Source organism: Allomuricauda sp. XS_ASV26, from assembly GCF_041224615.1.
GTDB classification, from domain to species: Bacteria; Bacteroidota; Bacteroidia; order Flavobacteriales; family Flavobacteriaceae; genus Flagellimonas; species Flagellimonas alginolytica.
In genome coordinates, this window is the sequence record NZ_JBGFGK010000033.1 from 911,563 (window position 1) to 928,619 (window position 17,057).

A 17,057-nucleotide genomic window follows, 5' to 3' on the forward strand; every position below is an offset into this window, starting at 1 on the left:
GCTCATTTGTAATTTAAAGATCGTACTGCTTTATTTTTCGGTAGAGCGTTCTTTCGGAAATACCCAGTTCGGAGGCTGCCGCTTTTCGTTTTCCTTTATTGCGCTCCAGTGATTTTTTTATCAATTCGATTTCTTTTTCCTGTAAAGATAGGGTTTCTTCTTCTTCAATTTCCTCTGCAAAATGGTACCTGTCCTCCTGTGCTTGTTGCTGTAGTGGGGTAGGGGCGGTCGAATCTACCACCGGCTCCGGAAGATGCAATAATTCTGTGGATAGGCTTTCTTCGTGTTCAATATCTTCCTCATCTTGATTGCCATAGATTTTTCGGATTAGCCCTTCGTTCTCCCGTTGAACTTTATTGGAGTCGTTGTCCTTTAATAGTTCCAAGGTCAATTTTTTAAGATCGTTTAGGTCGCCTTTCATATCAAAAAGCACTTTGTACAAAATCTCGCGTTCGTTGCTAAAATCACCTTCTTTTTTGGATTGTTCAACTACCGCGGGTAAGTTTGAACCGCTTGCATTGGGCAAATAACTGTTCAGTGTTACTGCAGAAATGTTGCGTTCTTCCTCCATCACGGATATTTGTTCCGCAATGTTCCGTAATTGACGGATGTTGCCCGGCCATCGATATTTTAATAAGAGTTGAATGGCATCTTCCTCTAAACGAATCGTAGGCATTTTGTATTTCTGGCCAAAGTCCGAAGCAAATTTTCGGAACAATAAATGGATGTCCTCGCGTCTCTCTCGAAGTGGGGGCAAATTAATTTCAACAGTGCTCAATCTGTAGTAAAGATCTTCACGGAATTTTTCTTTTTCTATGGCTTCGAACATGTTGATGTTGGTTGCCGCTACGATCCTAACGTTTGTTTTTTGAACTTGCGATGACCCAACTTTAAGAAATTCCCCATTTTCCAACACCCGAAGCAGTCTTACTTGGGTGGTCAAAGGTAGTTCTCCAACCTCGTCCAAAAATATGGTACCGCCATCGGCCACTTCAAAATAACCGCTGCGTGTTTGTGTAGCTCCTGTAAAAGCCCCTTTTTCGTGTCCGAAGAGTTCGCTGTCTATTGTGCCCTCTGGAATTGCACCGCAGTTTACCGCGATGTATTTGGCATGTTTGCGGTGCGAGAGCGAATGGATTATTTTAGGTATGGATTCTTTACCAACACCACTTTCGCCAGTTACTAGAACCGAAATGTCGGTCGGGGCAACTTGTATGGCCTTTTCGATGGCTCGATTGAGCTTAACGTCGTTGCCAATAAGCTCGAACCTTTGTTTTATGGATTGAACACTCTCCATGGTTAATTGTTCTTAGAATATTCAATAGCCTCGCCGATTAGGGTGGCAGAGGTGCATTCATTGATTTTTACGTTCACAAAATCACCGACCTTGTAATGTTCCTTTGGGAAAACTACAACGGTGTTTTGCGAGTTTCTGCCCATCCAATGGGTATCTGATTTCTTGGAGGTCCCTTCGATAAGGACTTCCTCGATTTTGCCCAAATGTTGCTGGGTTCGATAGTGGCTATGTGTTTGTTGGAGTTCAATTATTTCGGTAAGACGTCTTTTTTTGATGTATTCTGGAATATCGTCCTCCATTTTACGTTCGGCGAGTGTTCCCGGGCGCTCGGAGTAGGCGAACATAAATCCAAAATCGTATTTTACGTATTCCATTAAGCTAAGGGTATTCTTATGGTCTTCTTCCGTCTCGGTGGGGAATCCCGTGATCATATCTTGGCTAATGGCGCAGTCCGGAATAATTTTTTTGATATTATCTATCAATTCAAAATACTCCTCACGGGTATGTAAACGGTTCATCGCCTTTAAAATTCGATTGCTCCCGCTTTGAACCGGTAGGTGGATATATTTGCAGATGTTCTCGTATTTGGCCATGGTCTCGATTACATCCAGGGTCATATCCTGTGGGTTCGATGTGGAGAAGCGAATACGCATTTTTGGTTGTGCTTGGGCAACAAGCTCCAGCAGACCGGCAAAATTTACCGAAGTGGCCTTTTGCATGTCGGTCGCTTTATCAAAATCTTTTTTTAGTCCTCCACCATACCAGAGATAGCTATCTACGTTTTGACCTAATAGTGTAATTTCCTTAAAACCTTTCTCCCAAAGATCGTTCACTTCTTCCAAAATGGATTGTGGGTCACGGCTACGCTCTCTACCACGCGTAAAGGGTACTACGCAAAAAGTACACATGTTGTCGCAACCACGGGTTATGGAAACAAAGGCGGAAACCCCATTGGAGTTTAATCGGACTGGGGCAACATCGCCATAAGTCTCATCTTTGGAAAGGATTACGTTTACGGCATTTCTGCCTTCGTCAATTTCTTGGATAAGGTTGGGCAGGTCTTTGTAGGCATCCGGCCCAACGACCATATCCACAATTTTTTCTTCTTCCAAAAATTTGCTTTTCAGTCGTTCCGCCATACATCCAAGAACACCTACCTTCATATTGGGTTTGGTTCGTTTTACCGCATTAAACTTTTCCAAGCGTTTACGAACGGTCTGCTCTGCTTTTTCGCGAATGGAGCAGGTGTTTACCAAAACCAAATCGGCATCGTCCAGGTTTTGGGTGGTATTGAATCCCTCTTTGGCCAAAATGGATGCTACGATTTCGCTATCGGAAAAATTCATCTGGCAGCCATAGCTCTCTATGTACAGCTTTCGTCCGTTATTGTTGTTGTTTTCCAGTGACAAGGTGCTTCCTTGTTGGCTTTCGTCTATTATTTTTTCCACGCTCTTTTCCTCTGTCATAAATGTTTCAACAAGTTGCAAAGATAGTGCTTATTACATTTTAGTGACAATTTGGCAGTATTTTTTAATAATATATTGAGATATTCTCTGTTAGTGTTACCTTCAAACCGATAAACCAACTTGTTTACCTATGAACTATATCCATCTTACGGAAAGAATTAAGCAGAGTGCAGCCGTGGACTTTGGGAGTGTTTTGAACAATTCCGTTGACCTCTTCAAAAAGGTATGGTTGCAAGGATTTATTGTACTGATCATAACCTTTGTGAGCATACTCCCGTTTTATCTCTTGATATATTTGCCGATGATCGTTATGGGCATAAGTGACCCGAGCTCATTGGAGCAGCAAGAAATGCCTCCTGCTTTTGCGGGGTTCATGGTATTGTTTATGCCAATATTTATTCTTGGTGTGATGATGGTTGGCATCTGCTTGAACGCTGCTTTTTTAAGAATTTGTAGAAAGTACGATTTAAACGAAACAGGCAAGGACGACTATTTTTATTATTTTAAGAAGGAATATCTGGTCAAGGCTTTATTGCTTTCCCTGGTTATGTTGGGTTTATCCCTTTTAGGTGTGCTTACCTGTGGGCTTGGTATTTTTTATTTAATAGTGCCCATATCCTTGTTTCCGGCTTTTTTTGCTTTTGACAAAGAGCTTTCTGCACTGGAAATAGTAAAATCCGGATTTGCTCTTGGAAACAAAAATTGGCTAATGATTTTTTTATTGGTACTTGTCTCTGGATTGATTGCCCAACTGGGTGTTGTGCTATGTTTTGTAGGTGTGTTTTTTACAGCTATGTTCGGTAAAATCCCTATTTATTTTGTTTACAAGGACACCGTAGGAATTTCTATGGATACATAATTTAAGTAAAAAACGCCCTTAATTAAGGGCGTTTTTTTTAAAAAGGGTTTTTCGTTTATTGGGTAGAGATCATTTTTATTTGATTTTGATCCACTTTTTGATTGATCAGCTTAGCTTGTTTTTGCACCAAAGCGTTCAGAGCATTGATCTCTTGGTCGAGTTCCTTGGTCACTTCCACAAAAAACTCTTGGGCCTGTTGGGTCGGTTTTTGGTCTCCCCGCTGAGAATCTACCATTAAAAAGGCCAACCTATTATTGATTCGGATGCCATAATTCAATGGGTCTTGTCTACTTTGGTTTTTGGTCATGTGGATATTGTTTTCTATCACAGAAAGCTCGGTTTCAAAATCTTTGGCCATCTTTTGCAATTCTTTATCGTTCTTGGTTTTTTCCTTTAAGTAGGCCAAGTCCTTTTTAATACTTCGGATATTGATAATGGCCTTGTTGGCACGGGAAACTTGATCCCGCACTTTCATTACAAAATCAAATTGATCTTGAAAATCAGCTTGGCTCAATGCTATCCTTGGGTCTTTTACAATGTTGAACGGTTGCTCCATGGATTTTCCATTCACAGTAAGTTTGGCCCTATAAGTGCCAGGTACCGCTTTGGGGCCTATGTTCGGGGAAGAATAAAAGACCATTCCCTTAAATTCTTGAAAACCGGGATATCTCATATTCCAAATAAAACGATTGCCTCCCTCGGAAACATCTAATTTTTGAGTCGATGTCGGGTCCAATTTGTCCGGCTTGGCATGGTTGGAGAAGCTTTGGACAACATTGCCGTTGGATTCCAAAATCTCCATGGTAACGGTATCGGTTTCTTTTAGTGTTTTAAGGTAAAAGTTGATGATGGCACCATCAGGATGATTTTCCCCTACCAATTTAGTGTCGGGCTTTCTCCAAGCACGATTCTGGTGCATTCTATATGCCATATCCGGTTTGTAGAGGTAAAAGTCACTGTTTGCCACTTCTTCGGATAACTGTTGAAGCGGTGTTAGGTCATCTATCATCCAAAAACTTCTTCCGTGGGTTGCTGCAATCAGGTCGTTGTCCCTAACATGAAGGTCCCTAATGGAGGTAACGGGCAAATTAAGTTGGAAAGGCACCCAGTTTTTCCCATCGTTAAATGAAACATACATGCCCCACTCCGTGCCGGCGTACAATAAACCTTCGCGGACCTTATCGGAACGTATGGCCCGTGTATAATAATTCTCCTTGATGCCATTGGTGATCAATGTCCATGTTTTGCCGTAATCATCGGTTTTATATAAATAAGGAGTGTAATCGCCAAACTTGTAGGAAGTGGCGGCAACATATACGGTTCCGGGCTTGAACGGGCTAGCATCTATGCAGTTGATCATATTCAATTTTGGGGACATGGATGCCGGTGGGGTAACGTTTTCCCAGGTTGTTCCATTGTCGCGGGTTACGTGGATCAATCCGTCGTCGCTACCGGTCCAAATAACATCTTTTTCCAGGATTGATTCCGTAATCACAAAAACATTGGAGTAAAATTCTGCGCCTGTATTATCTTGTGTAATGGGTCCTCCGGATGATTCGATGGTCTCGGGAATTCCTCTGGCCAATTCTGGTGAAATGGTTTTCCAGGATTGACCTCCATCTGTAGTGGCATGCAAATAGTTGGAGCCAGCATAAAGTACATTAGGGTCGTGTCGGCTAAAAGTCAATGGGTAGTTCCAGTTGAAACGGTATTTCATTACCTCGGCCCCGGAACCAGCAGGGTTGTCTGGCCATATATTGGTGGAAATCGTTTGTCCGGTAGTATGGTCCAGACGATTCATATATCCCTTGTAAGTGCCCCCGTATACCAACTGGTTGTTCTTGGGGTCCGGGGCCAAATGCGCACTTTCGCCGCCTGCGGTAGGTTCCCAATCTGCTTGGGTGATTGCCGAACCAGCGGAGCGATGGTAAATTCGTAATGCGGTATTGTCCTGTTGTGCCCCGTATATTCTGTATGGAAAAATACTGTCCGTAGCAATTCGATAAAACTGCATTGTGGGCTGGTTATAATAAGTAGTCCAATTATTTCCGCCATCATTGGAGATTTGGGCTCCCCCGTCATCGGCAATGATCATTCTTTGATTATTGTTCGGGTCTATCCAAAGATCGTGATGATCCCCATGGGGCGCATTTTTTAGGGTAAATGTATTTCCACCGTCTGTGGAAACGCCGTAACTCACATTCATCACCCAAACCTTGTCAATGTTTTGGGTATCGGCATAAATCCTACTGTAGTACCAGGCACGTTGTCGGAGTCCTCTGTTTTCGTTTACTTTTTTCCATGTGGTTCCAGCATCATCAGAACGATAGACACCTCCATCTTCCGCTTCTATAATGGCAAAAACCCTGTCAGAATCAATTGGGGAAACCGCAATGCCCACTATTCCCCAAGGAAATCCTGGTAACCCTGAGTTTTCAGAAATATCTTTCCAAGTATCACCACCATCTGTACTTTTGAACATTCTGCTATCTGGGCCACCACTGTCCATACGGTAACCGTTTCGTTTCATTTCCCATGTGGCAGCATACAGAATTCTACTGTTGTTAGGATCCATGATCAGGTCGCCCGCACCAGCTTTATCGCTGATGTATAAAATCTTTTCCCAGTTTTTGCCTCCATCGGTGGAACGAAAAACACCTCGTGTCTCGTTTGGTTTCCAAAGATTTCCGATGGCCGCCACATACACAATGTCCGGGTTTTTTGGGTGGATGCGAATACGAGCAATGTGCTCAGAATCTTTCAGTCCTATGAATTCCCAAGTCTCCCCGGCATCCATACTTTTCCAAAGCCCGTGTCCCGAGGAAACATTTCCTCTAAGGGTCTGTTCTCCTTCGCCTACATAAATAATATTAGGGTCGGATTTCGCTACCGCTACTGCGCCAATGGAGCCTCCAAAATAACCGTCGGAAATGCACTCCCACGAGTTTCCCGCATCGGTGGTTTTCCATACACCGCCACCGGCAGTGCCCATATAATAAAGATTGGGGTCGTCGATTACACCGGCGACCGTACCGGCACGTCCACCTCGGTGGGGTCCCAGCATCCGCCATTCCATCCCACTATAAAGGGACTCATTGAATTGGGGCGTGTTTTTTTTGCGTTGCGCTTGCGAGGGATAAAAAAAGAGTACTGTCAGTACCAAAAAAAGAATGCGGTTGGTCATCAGAATAGGATTATTGAGTTAGTCCTTCTAAAAATAACAATTATTTTACCTCCATTTGCCATCACATATACATTAATATCAATAGGGTTGTTTTCTCTATGATTTTATTTGAAATTATGATGAAATCGATACCGGTAAATGTCGATGTTTAAATTTTAATATACTTTTGTTGTCACAAAACCCAGTGCATGCCAAAGAATTTAGTTATTGTAGAGTCCCCCGCAAAGGCAAAGACCATTGAACGGTTTTTGGGAAAAGATTTCCAAGTAGAGTCAAGTTTTGGTCATATCGCAGATCTTCCATCCAAGGAACTCGGTGTTGATGTTGAAAACGATTTTAAGCCAAAATATACCGTGGACAAGGAGAAGAAGGCCTTGGTGAAAAAGCTTAAGGATTTGGCAAAAAAAGCGGAGACCATATGGCTGGCCAGTGATGAGGACCGCGAAGGAGAGGCTATATCTTGGCATTTGGCAGAGGAGCTTGGTTTGGACAAAGACAAGACCAAACGGATTGTGTTTAATTCGATTACCAAATCGGCCATTCAAAAGGCAATAGAAAACCCAAGGGACATCAACTACAACTTGGTGAATGCACAACAGGCCAGAAGAGTGTTGGACCGACTGGTGGGGTATGAGCTTTCCCCGGTACTTTGGAAAAAAATAAAACCAGGACTATCTGCAGGTAGGGTACAGTCCGTGGCTGTTCGGTTGATCGTAGAGCGTGAACGTGAGATAGAGGCATTCACACCAGAAGCATCGTTCAGGATAAAGGCTGAATTTAAGACAGATGGAGGGAGCACTTTTGCTGCCAAGTTAAATAAAACCTTTCCAACAAAGACCGAAGCTGAGAGTTTTTTAAAAGAAAACATAGGGGCTGACTTTTCGGTTTCCGATCTGGCTAAAAAGCCTGCTAAAAAATCACCTGCCGCACCATTTACCACATCCACATTACAGCAGGAGGCATCACGGAAGTTATATTTTTCGGTAAGCCGAACCATGCAAGTAGCACAACGTTTGTACGAAGCAGGTCTTATTACCTACATGAGAACGGACAGCGTAAATCTGTCCAACGAAGCCATTGCCGCGGCAAAAGAGGCAATTCTGGACAATTATGGCGAAAAGTATAGCCAGACCAGAAATTTCACGGGCAAGACCAAAGGTGCACAGGAGGCCCACGAAGCCATTCGGCCAACCGATATGAAGCTACAGTCGCCGCAATTAGAGCGCGATCAGGCCAAACTATACGAGTTGATCTGGAAACGTACCTTGGCTTCTCAAATGAGCGATGCCCAATTGGAACGTACCAATGTAAAAATACAGGCAAGTACCCATAACGAAGAATTCTCCGCGAACGGCGAGGTGGTTAAGTTCGATGGTTTTCTAAAAGTTTATCTGGAGGGAACCGACGACGAAGATGGGGAAGAGCAAGAAGGAATGTTGCCTGCCATGGTTGTGGGCGAGGCATTACAAAATGTCTACATTTCCGCAACTGAAAGATTTTCGCGTCCGCCTTACCGCTATTCCGAAGCTTCTTTGGTGAAGAAATTGGAAGAATTGGGAATCGGCCGTCCATCTACCTATGCCCCAACCATATCAACCATTCAAAATAGGGGATATGTGGAAAAAGGTACCGTTGAAGGATCGGAACGCAAATATGTACAGCTTGTTCTGGAAAATGGAAAAGTGTCCGATAGCCAACTCAGTGAAATGGTAGGTTCCGAGAAAGGAAAAATAGTGCCGACCGATATAGGGATGATCGTAAACGACTTTTTGGTTACGCATTTCACCCAAATTTTGGATTATAATTTTACAGCACAGGTCGAAGAGGATTTCGATGAAATCGCATCAGGTGATGAGGATTGGCAGGAAATGATGAAAAATTTCTACAAGGATTTCCATCCCAATGTATTGGAGGTGGAAGAAAACGCCGAACGAGCGAGTGGAGAGCGAGTACTGGGTACCGACCCAAAATCGGGTAGGCAAGTATCCGTTCGTTTGGGTCGTTTTGGTCCCATGGTGCAGATCGGTACCGTGGACGACGAGGAAAAGCCGGAGTTTGCCAGTTTGCTGCCCGATCAGTCCATTGGAACCATTACTTTTGAAGAGGCGATGACGCTTTTTGAACTGCCCCGTAAACTAGGTGTTTACGAGGGTGAAGAAGTTGAGGCCAATGTAGGGCGCTACGGTCCATATGTAAGGTTCGGGAAAAAGTTCATCTCTTTGGACAAAGGCGAAAGTGCTTTCGATGTAGATATGGATAGGGCCATTGAACTGATCCAGGCAAAACAGAGAGCCGATGCCCCAATTGCCACCTACGAAGGAAAAGATGTTACCAAAGGTAAAGGTAGGTTCGGTCCTTTTATAAAATGGGACGGTATGTTCATCAATGTGAACAAGAAATACGATTTCGACAATCTTTCCGATGGCGATATTGCCGAATTGATAGAGGCCAAAAAGAAAAAGGAGGCAGAAAAACTCGTTCAAGAATGGCCCGAGGAAAAAATCAGGATAGAAAAAGCGCGTTGGGGAAGACACAATATTATAAAAGGTAGGGTAAAAGTGGAGCTCACCAAAGATGTGGACGCAACCAAAATAACATTGGAAGAAGCACAGGCGCTATTGGAAAAGAAATCACCAAAGAAAAAAGCCAAGACAAAAGCAAAAGCTAAGAAATAATATGGCCTTCGATTTTCTGGTTCCGGTCAAGGACAAAGTATTGGCACATTCCGAATTGCTGCCAGAACAAGCATTGGGCAAAAACATTCACGTACACACCGAACAGGATGGACTTCCGGTATTTGCACATGCCGATGTTGCCATATTTGGTGTATTGGAATCCAGAAACGCATTCGAAAAAAAACCCGAGAAACTTGATCTCGACGAAGTGCGGATCCAGCTTTACCGTTTAATGATGGGCAACTGGAATTCCACCATAATCGATATTGGCGATGTGGAAGAAGGTAATACGGTAGAAGATACATACTTTGTAGTAAAGGAAATTGTAGCGGGCCTATTGGAAGAGAACATTATTCCAATTGTACTGGGGCTTACCCAAGATATTACCTTTCCGACCTACCGTGCTTTCGACAAGATCAAGAATATGGTAAACTTGGTCTCCATTGATAGTAGATTCGACTTCGGGGAGGATGACGAGTTGATTTCATCCCATTCCTACATGAGCAAGATCATTACGGACAAACCAAATAATCTTTTTAATTTTTCAAATATTGGGTATCAAAGTTATTTCAATGCCCAAGAAGAGAAAGACCTGATGGAGCGTTTGTTTTTTGATGCCTATCGCTTGGGCGAGATCGCTTCAAACATAGAATTGGCCGAACCAGTATTGCGCAGTAGCGATATTGTAAGCTTGGATCTAAGGGCGATACGGGCAAGCGAAATGGGAATGGCCCGTAATTTTTCCCCCAATGGCTTTACCGGTAGGGAGATCTGTGCCATTGCCCGTTATGCGGGTATAAGTGACAAAGTATCGCTTTTCGGTATCTACGAAGGCGAAAACTCTCATCAGGCATTTCAGATGATCGCCCAGATCATTTGGTATTTTATAGAAGGACTGAGCTATAGAATAAAGGAATATCCCAGTTCCAAGAACGAAGACTTCACAAAATTCACCGTACCTACAGATACGGAAGAACTTATCTTTTACAAAAGCCACATTACAGAAAGGTGGTGGGTAGAAGTACCAACAATTTTAGCGGAACATACTAAAACAAATTCGGTGGCGTTATTACCATGCACCGAAGAGGACTATTTGGATGCTTGCAACCAAAACATTCCCGAAAGGTGGTTCAAAGCTTACAGAAAAGGCTTGAACTAAATAAATTAATTTTTGACCATTAATTGTTTTTAACACAATAATTTATTCAAAAATCAGTTTTGAGAATAATGAACCTGTGTATAACAGTTATAAATCTTGAATCGAACAATTTAACCTAAAGTATGAGAAAGCTATTCTTGTCATCTATAGCACTTGTTTTTTTGCTTACCAGTTGTGGCTCTAAATCAAAGTCAAAAGGTGAACTAGTTGGGGTAAGGGGAAAAAAATGGCATCCAGAAAAACCCTATGGAATGGAACTGATTCCCAGAGGCGCCTTTGTAATGGGTAAAGCCGAAGAGGATCAGGCAAAAGTATTGAACGCTCCCACAAGAACGGTAACCGTACGTTCCTTTTACATGGACGATACGGAAATCACTAATAGTGAGTACCGTCAGTTCGTGGAGTGGGTCAAAGATTCCATTGTACGGACCAAATTGGCCATTTTGGCCGATGAGTTGGGCATTGGTCCAGAAGATGAAGGTATTGGAGAGTACGCTTTTAAAGATACCGATACCACGGAACTTTCGGCATACGATAAATATATGCTCGACAATTATGCGGGACTGGGAGCCACCGGTTACGAAGGCCGTGCATTGAACAAAGATGTAGACCTTGTTTGGGATACCTCCGAGTACCCCGACGAGTATTACTCCGAAGTAATGGATTCCATGTACCTTCCCGAAGAGGAAAGCTACAATGGTTTAAGGAGTATTGATGTTACCAAAATCAAGTACAAATACAGCTGGATGGACATCGAAGCTGCCGCCAGAGCTAGAACGGGCAGCAGAAAAGACTTCATAAAACAAGAAGAATTGGAAATCTATCCGGATACCACCGTTTGGATCCGAGATTTTGAATACAGCTACAACGAGCCAATGCACAACGATTACTTTTGGCACGATGCCTACAGCGACTATCCTGTGGTAGGGGTAAACTGGATGCAGGCCAAGGCTTTCTGTAACTGGAGGACCAAATTCAAGAACGACGATCAAAAAAGTCGTGGAAAGCAGTTTGTAAACCAATTTAGATTGCCAACAGAGGCCGAATGGGAATATGCTGCAAGAGGAGGTATCGAAGGGGGAACATATCCTTGGGGAGGGCCTTACGTAATAAGCGATACAGGTTGTTTTATGGCCAATTTTAAACCACAGCGAGGGGATTATGCGGCAGATGCTGCCCTGTATACCGTAGAAGCAAAATCTTTTGAGCCAAACGACTACAACCTTTACAATATGGCAGGTAATGTTTCAGAGTGGACCAATTCCAGCTTTGATCCAGGGGCCTACGAATATCTGTCCACAATGAACCCGAACATTGGTTCACAGGACAATCAAAGAAAGGTAATCCGTGGCGGGTCTTGGAAGGATGTTGCCTACTTCCTACAAGTAAGTACAAGGGATTACGAATACCAGGATTCGGCAAGAAGCTACATTGGCTTTAGAACGGTTCAGGATTATATGGGAGAGGAAGACTCCACAAGAGGTCAAGGATTACCTGACTAATTAAAATTCAACTAGGGGAACATTATATAAATAACAAGTAAAAGTAGTAACCAAATACTTATTTATATAACTTAATTAAAACTAGAATTATGGCGCAGTCAAAATCAACAAAAAAACTGTTTAACATGGCCTACGGGCTAGGAGCATCGGTAGTAATTATTGGTGCATTGTTCAAGATCCTTCACTGGGAGTTCGGACCACTTACAGGTGGACTTCTTCTTGCCGTTGGACTTATTACCGAAGCATTGATCTTTGCTATCTCTGCATTTGAACCAGTAGACGACGAGTACGATTGGTCATTGGTGTACCCAGAATTGGCTGGAGGACAACAGAGTGCTTCCAAAAAACAAGAAGCCAAAGATGCCCAAGAAGCCGAAGGTCTTCTTTCCAAGAAATTGGACAACCTACTTAAAGAAGCTAAAATCGATTCCGATCTTTTTGCCAATTTGGGTGAGAGTATCAAGAGTTTTGAAGGTGCCGCCAAGAATATCACTCCTACAACAGACGCTATTCAGCACACTAAAAAATACTCTGAGGAATTGTCTCATGCAGCAGCACAAATGGAGTCTTTGAACAGCTTGTACAAAGTACAGTTGGAAAGCGCTAGCAGACAAGCTTCCATCAATGAAGAAGTGGTACAGAACGCAGGTGCCTTGAAAGACCAAATGGAGTCTTTGGCCACTAACCTTTCATCTTTGAACGGAGTATACGGTGGTATGCTTACAGCCATGGGCGGAAAAAACTAATTAGAGGTTTTTGATCAACAAAAAACAAAACCAAATCAAATTAATTATTAAACCTAATTAGAAAAACATGGCAGGAGGAAAACAAACACCACGTCAGAAGATGATCAACCTTATGTATTTGATCTTCATCGCGATGTTGGCACTTAATATGAGCAAGGAAGTACTTGCAGCATTCGGACTTATGAACGAAAAGTTGGAAACTTCCAACACGAGCATGGATTCCAACAACGCTAGTTTCTTTGCTAGCTTGGAGACAAAAGCTTTCGAAAACGCTGAAGAGTACGGAGAATTGTACGAAGATGCCCAGAAGGTAAAAGAACTTTCAGATGACTACTACAGCTATTTGGAAGGATTGAAAAAAGAAATGACCGCAGATTTGGAAGACCCAAAAGACTATGTGGTTATGGACAAGTCGGATTACTTGGACCAAAAATTCTTTCAAGGGGACAATTTGGGCCCAGAAGGAAAGAAGTTCATGGACTACATCAACAACTATCGTGATGGCGTGATCAATGCATTGCCAGAAGGTAAGTTCGAATCCTTAAAAGCTGCTGTTAAAGCTCGTTTTGCAACAGGTGACGCAGAAGGTAAGGTTGAGAAAAGAGACGGAACCCGTCAAGATTGGATCAACTATCACTACGAAGGATTCCCATTGGTGGCTTCTTTGACCAAGATGACCCAATTGCAGGCCGACATCAAAACTACCGAGCAAGAGGTGTTAAAGACCCTATTGGAAGGTGAGTTGACAGAAGCTGTATCCTTGACCAACTTTGCAAGTTCATTGTCCGCTCCTAAAACGGCTTATTATGCAGGAGAAAAGTATGATGGTAAGATCATTGTCAGCAAAACTGATAAGACTTCCACGCCTGTAAAAGCTGAATTGACCTTGGACGGAAGACCAATGACAGAAGGAAAGGATTACGAATTGGAAGCTGGTGGAATCAAAATGTTGATCAGTGCCGGTACTCCTGGTGACCACACCATTAAAGGAACCATGACATTTATGCAGGACGGTGAAGAAGTGCCGGTAGAAGTAAACAATACGTTCGCAACTATCTCTATGCCTAATGCAGCAGTTATCTCAGCAGATAAAATGAACGTGGTATACCGTGGTGTTGCCAACCCAATGACAATTTCCATCCCAGGAATTCCAGATAACAAGGTAAATGCTTCAGCTCCTGGTTTGAGCAGAAGAAGCGGAAGCCAGTACGTTATGAACCCAGGTACAGGTAGGTCGGTAACCATTACAGCTTCTGGTACATTGCCAGATGGTAAAGGTATCTCTACCAAGTCCGAGTTCCGTATCAAGGACATTCCAAGACCAAGTGGAACCGTTCGTGGGGAGTCCGGAAGCATTAAAATGCCAAAGAACAACTTGGAAATCGCAACTGTTAGCGCTATGTTGGAAGACTTTGATTTTGATTTGAACCTTGCTGTTAGCCAGTTCAAGTTCAAAGTGCCAGGTCAGCCTACCGTAGTTGTAAATGGAAACAAATTGGATGCAAGAGCCAAATCTGCACTTAAAAGAGCAGGTAGGGGCGAATCAGTCCAGATATTCGATATCCAAGCCTACATCACAAACAACAAGAGTTACAAGTTGAAAAAAGTATCTCCTGTAGTGGTTGAGCTTACTAACTAAGAAGTATAAAAAGTATACAAGTTATCATGAATTGGAAGAACGCATTATTAATTGGATTGTTGGGTATATTGCCGGTATCGATCATGGCGCAGGCAAATATTTTGAACGCCAAGATGCCAGAGGATATAGGTAAGAAAACCCAAGCTCAGATCGAGCAGGACAACGATGAGCCTTTGGAATATGGTTATGTGGACGATAGGGATATCCTTTGGTCCAAGACCGTATGGGAAATCATTGATCTTGACGAGAGAGTTAACTTTCCATTATATTACCCGACCGATACCATAGATATCGGAAAGGACAGAAGGTCACTGTACCACGTTTTGATGAAAAATATCAGAAATGGAAATCTTACCGAGATTTATACAGACTCCTACTTTACTGAAAAAAGAAAGTTGGAAGACCTTGGAGCCACTTTGAGCAAGGTAGATACCACAGACCTTGGATACGAGCAGGTAAATGCCGGTGAGGCAGTTTCCCCCGAGTTTATAAACAAAAGGGATTTGACCGCAGCCGATATCGAGGAGTATCGCATAAAAGGAATCTGGTATTTCGATAAACGCCAAGGTGAGCTTAAGTATCGCTTATTGGGAATTGCCCCAGTTGCCCCGGACGTAAACTTTATAGATGATGAGTCTGTAGATCCGGGACAGAACAAAGTAGAGTTGTTTTGGGTATGGTACCCTGCGGCCAGGCAAATTTTGCACGAAGCCAAAGTGTACAACCAACGAAATTCGGCAAGACCCCTTTCCTTTGATATGCTGTTGAACGCGCGTCGATTCAACGGTGTTATCTACCAAGAGGAAAATGTTCACGAAGATCGTAAAATCAGCGATTACATATTCGATAATGCACTGTTCCAGCTCTTGGAAGGCCAAAGAATAAAAGAAGGCATTCGGGACAGGGAACAAGATATGTGGGCTTACTAAGCCGAATAATATTTCCAATTCAATAGAACAGGACGCCGCACTTAGTGCGGCGTTTTTTTTGTTTTATACTTGGGCATGAATTGTGGTAAGATCACCTATATGCCTAATTTTGCAGTATGCTGGATTATATAATAGTAGGTTTGGGTTTGGCGGGCATTTCTTTTTGCGAAGTATTGGAAAAGGAAGGCAAAACCTTTACCGTGATCACCGATGAGTCCCAGAGAGCATCCCAAGTTGCGGGAGGATTGTACAACCCGATAATCCTTAAACGGTTTACCATGGCATGGAAGGCAAAGCATCAACTGGAAATGGCAAAGCCATTCTATCGGGACTTGGAAGAAAAATTGGGCGTAAAACTGGATTATGAGCTTCCCGTATTGCGGAAATTTGCTTCCATTGAAGAGCAGAACCTCTGGTTTGAGGCGGCAGACCGTCCCAATTTAGGGCATTTTCTATCCAATAAGATCATTGCCAATGTCAACCCTGCCATCGATGCACCTTATGGTTTTGGAGAAGTTAAATTTACAGGTAGGATCGATACGGGTTCTTTGGTTCGCAACTATAAAGATCATCTTAAAAAATCGGATTCGCTATTGGAGGAATCTTTTGATTTTGATGAGTTGCTTGTATCGGAAGAAAGCATAAAATATAAGTCCACTTTAGCCAAAAACATTGTTTTTGCCTGCGGATATGGGCTCAAGCAAAACCCGTATTTTGGATATTTGCCCCTTAATGGCACAAAGGGGGAACTGTTGATCGTACATGCCCCTGAGTTCAAGGAGGAAAATGTGATCAAGTCTTCCGTGTTTACCATCCCAATGGATAATGATCACTATTTGGTAGGGGCTACTTATAAGTGGAAGGATAAGACCAATGCACCCACCGAGGAGTCCAAAAAAGAGCTTTTGGAAAAACTGGAAACCTTCTTAAAATGTGATTTTAAAATTGTGGATCATGTTGCGGGTATTCGCCCTACTGTTGTAGACCGCAGGCCATTGGTCGGAAGGCACCCGGAACATCAAAATATGTATGTGTTGAACGGATTTGGTTCCAGGGGAGTGCTCATCGGGCCCTATGCCTCCAATCAATTATTTGATCATATTGAAAAACAATCGGAGCTTGATCCAGAAATGGATGTGCAAAGATTTACCAAAAAATACTACTTTACCACTTCGTGATTTTTAACAGCGGTCGGGTCGTATTTTACAAAAAAGTTGATCCAAATATTTCTGGATAGCCTTAGAATAAGTGGCATAAAAACGATCAAGGTGCCAACAATGGAGATAAAGGTTGTTACCAAGGATGTACCTAAAAATAGGAAAGAAACTACAAAAGCTGCCACTGCAAAGGCAACACCGACCGCATAGCTCACGTACATGGCCCCATAAAAAAAGGAAGGCTCGATCTTGTATTTTAAACCGCAATGCGAACATCTATCGTTCATGCTAAAAATTTTGGACAATGCATAAGGGTTGGAATTCTCATACATACTTTCTTCGTGGCATCTTGGGCAGTTTCCTGTTAAAATGCTGTACATTTTGGTTCCTTTTTTTAACATTTGCAAGGCTTTTGCGCAAAAGTACACATTCACCAAATAATTA

At 42.8% G+C, this 17,057-nt stretch carries 12 protein-coding genes; 8 read left to right on the forward strand and 4 right to left on the reverse strand.

The window, feature by feature from the left end:
- Nucleotides 1-13: 13 nt before the first annotated feature.
- Both AB9K32_RS16175 and miaB read right to left on the reverse strand, forming a co-directional pair.
- Nucleotides 14-1,297 carry a sigma-54 interaction domain-containing protein gene (locus AB9K32_RS16175; RefSeq protein ID WP_369885790.1) on the reverse strand — a complete coding sequence of 428 codons (1,284 nt, stop codon included), beginning with the start codon at nt 1,295-1,297 and terminating at the stop codon, nt 14-16.
- 2 nt (nt 1,298-1,299) lie between these two features.
- Nucleotides 1,300-2,745 (reverse strand): tRNA (N6-isopentenyl adenosine(37)-C2)-methylthiotransferase MiaB, encoded by a 1,446-nt coding sequence (gene miaB, locus AB9K32_RS16180; RefSeq protein ID WP_369885908.1) that lies wholly within the window; start codon nt 2,743-2,745, stop codon nt 1,300-1,302.
- 148 nt (nt 2,746-2,893) lie between these two features.
- On the opposite strand from miaB, the gene AB9K32_RS16185 reads away from it, so the two are divergent.
- Nucleotides 2,894-3,622 (forward strand): hypothetical protein, encoded by a 729-nt coding sequence (locus AB9K32_RS16185; RefSeq protein ID WP_369885792.1) that lies wholly within the window; start codon nt 2,894-2,896, stop codon nt 3,620-3,622.
- 55 nt (nt 3,623-3,677) lie between these two features.
- Here the strand turns inward: AB9K32_RS16185 and AB9K32_RS16190 are convergent, their stop codons facing one another.
- Entirely contained in the window at nt 3,678-6,806 is a 3,129-nt protein-coding gene (locus tag AB9K32_RS16190) for a glycosyl hydrolase (RefSeq protein ID WP_369885794.1), read from the reverse strand.
- A gap of 188 nt (nt 6,807-6,994) precedes the next feature.
- On the opposite strand from AB9K32_RS16190, the gene topA reads away from it, so the two are divergent.
- From topA to AB9K32_RS16225, 7 genes are all read left to right on the forward strand, one after another.
- Nucleotides 6,995-9,481 (forward strand): type I DNA topoisomerase, encoded by a 2,487-nt coding sequence (gene topA / locus AB9K32_RS16195; RefSeq protein WP_252080653.1) that lies wholly within the window; start codon nt 6,995-6,997, stop codon nt 9,479-9,481.
- A 1-nt stretch (nt 9,482) separates the two neighbouring features.
- Nucleotides 9,483-10,640 carry a formimidoylglutamase gene (locus AB9K32_RS16200; RefSeq protein WP_224836383.1) on the forward strand — a complete coding sequence of 386 codons (1,158 nt, stop codon included), beginning with the start codon at nt 9,483-9,485 and terminating at the stop codon, nt 10,638-10,640.
- Nucleotides 10,641-10,762: 122 nt separating this feature from the next.
- Nucleotides 10,763-12,142, forward strand: coding sequence for a gliding motility lipoprotein GldK (gene gldK / locus AB9K32_RS16205; RefSeq protein ID WP_224836384.1), 1,380 nt, complete (start codon nt 10,763-10,765; stop codon nt 12,140-12,142).
- A gap of 89 nt (nt 12,143-12,231) precedes the next feature.
- Nucleotides 12,232-12,888: a gliding motility protein GldL gene (gene gldL / locus AB9K32_RS16210; RefSeq protein ID WP_224836385.1), complete on the forward strand. Its 657-nt coding sequence runs from the start codon at nt 12,232-12,234 to the stop codon at nt 12,886-12,888.
- A gap of 67 nt (nt 12,889-12,955) precedes the next feature.
- Nucleotides 12,956-14,527, forward strand: coding sequence for a gliding motility protein GldM (gene gldM / locus AB9K32_RS16215; RefSeq protein WP_369885799.1), 1,572 nt, complete (start codon nt 12,956-12,958; stop codon nt 14,525-14,527).
- A 26-nt stretch (nt 14,528-14,553) separates the two neighbouring features.
- Complete coding sequence (gene gldN / locus AB9K32_RS16220; protein WP_224836387.1) at nt 14,554-15,456, forward strand: gliding motility protein GldN; 903 nt, start codon at nt 14,554-14,556, stop codon at nt 15,454-15,456.
- Between the two features lie 116 nt (nt 15,457-15,572).
- Complete coding sequence (locus AB9K32_RS16225; protein ID WP_369885801.1) at nt 15,573-16,634, forward strand: NAD(P)/FAD-dependent oxidoreductase; 1,062 nt, start codon at nt 15,573-15,575, stop codon at nt 16,632-16,634.
- Here AB9K32_RS16225 and AB9K32_RS16230 read toward each other — a convergent pair.
- Complete coding sequence (locus AB9K32_RS16230) at nt 16,616-17,014, reverse strand: DUF983 domain-containing protein (protein ID WP_252080651.1); 399 nt, start codon at nt 17,012-17,014, stop codon at nt 16,616-16,618. The genes AB9K32_RS16225 and AB9K32_RS16230 overlap by 19 nt on opposite strands.
- Between the last annotated feature and the right edge of the window lie 43 nt (nt 17,015-17,057).

Coding starts and splice junctions, on each gene's coding strand:
- AB9K32_RS16175 (WP_369885790.1), bottom strand. CDS start 1,297: ATGGAGAGTGTTCAATCCATAAAACAAAGGTTCGAGCTTATTGGCAAC.
- AB9K32_RS16185 (WP_369885792.1), top strand. CDS start 2,894: ATGAACTATATCCATCTTACGGAAAGAATTAAGCAGAGTGCAGCCGTG.
- AB9K32_RS16190 (WP_369885794.1), bottom strand. CDS start 6,806: ATGACCAACCGCATTCTTTTTTTGGTACTGACAGTACTCTTTTTTTAT.
- topA (WP_252080653.1), top strand. CDS start 6,995: ATGCCAAAGAATTTAGTTATTGTAGAGTCCCCCGCAAAGGCAAAGACC.
- AB9K32_RS16200 (WP_224836383.1), top strand. CDS start 9,483: ATGGCCTTCGATTTTCTGGTTCCGGTCAAGGACAAAGTATTGGCACAT.
- gldK (WP_224836384.1), top strand. CDS start 10,763: ATGAGAAAGCTATTCTTGTCATCTATAGCACTTGTTTTTTTGCTTACC.
- gldL (WP_224836385.1), top strand. CDS start 12,232: ATGGCGCAGTCAAAATCAACAAAAAAACTGTTTAACATGGCCTACGGG.
- gldM (WP_369885799.1), top strand. CDS start 12,956: ATGGCAGGAGGAAAACAAACACCACGTCAGAAGATGATCAACCTTATG.
- gldN (WP_224836387.1), top strand. CDS start 14,554: ATGAATTGGAAGAACGCATTATTAATTGGATTGTTGGGTATATTGCCG.
- AB9K32_RS16225 (WP_369885801.1), top strand. CDS start 15,573: ATGCTGGATTATATAATAGTAGGTTTGGGTTTGGCGGGCATTTCTTTT.
- AB9K32_RS16230 (WP_252080651.1), bottom strand. CDS start 17,014: ATGTTAAAAAAAGGAACCAAAATGTACAGCATTTTAACAGGAAACTGC.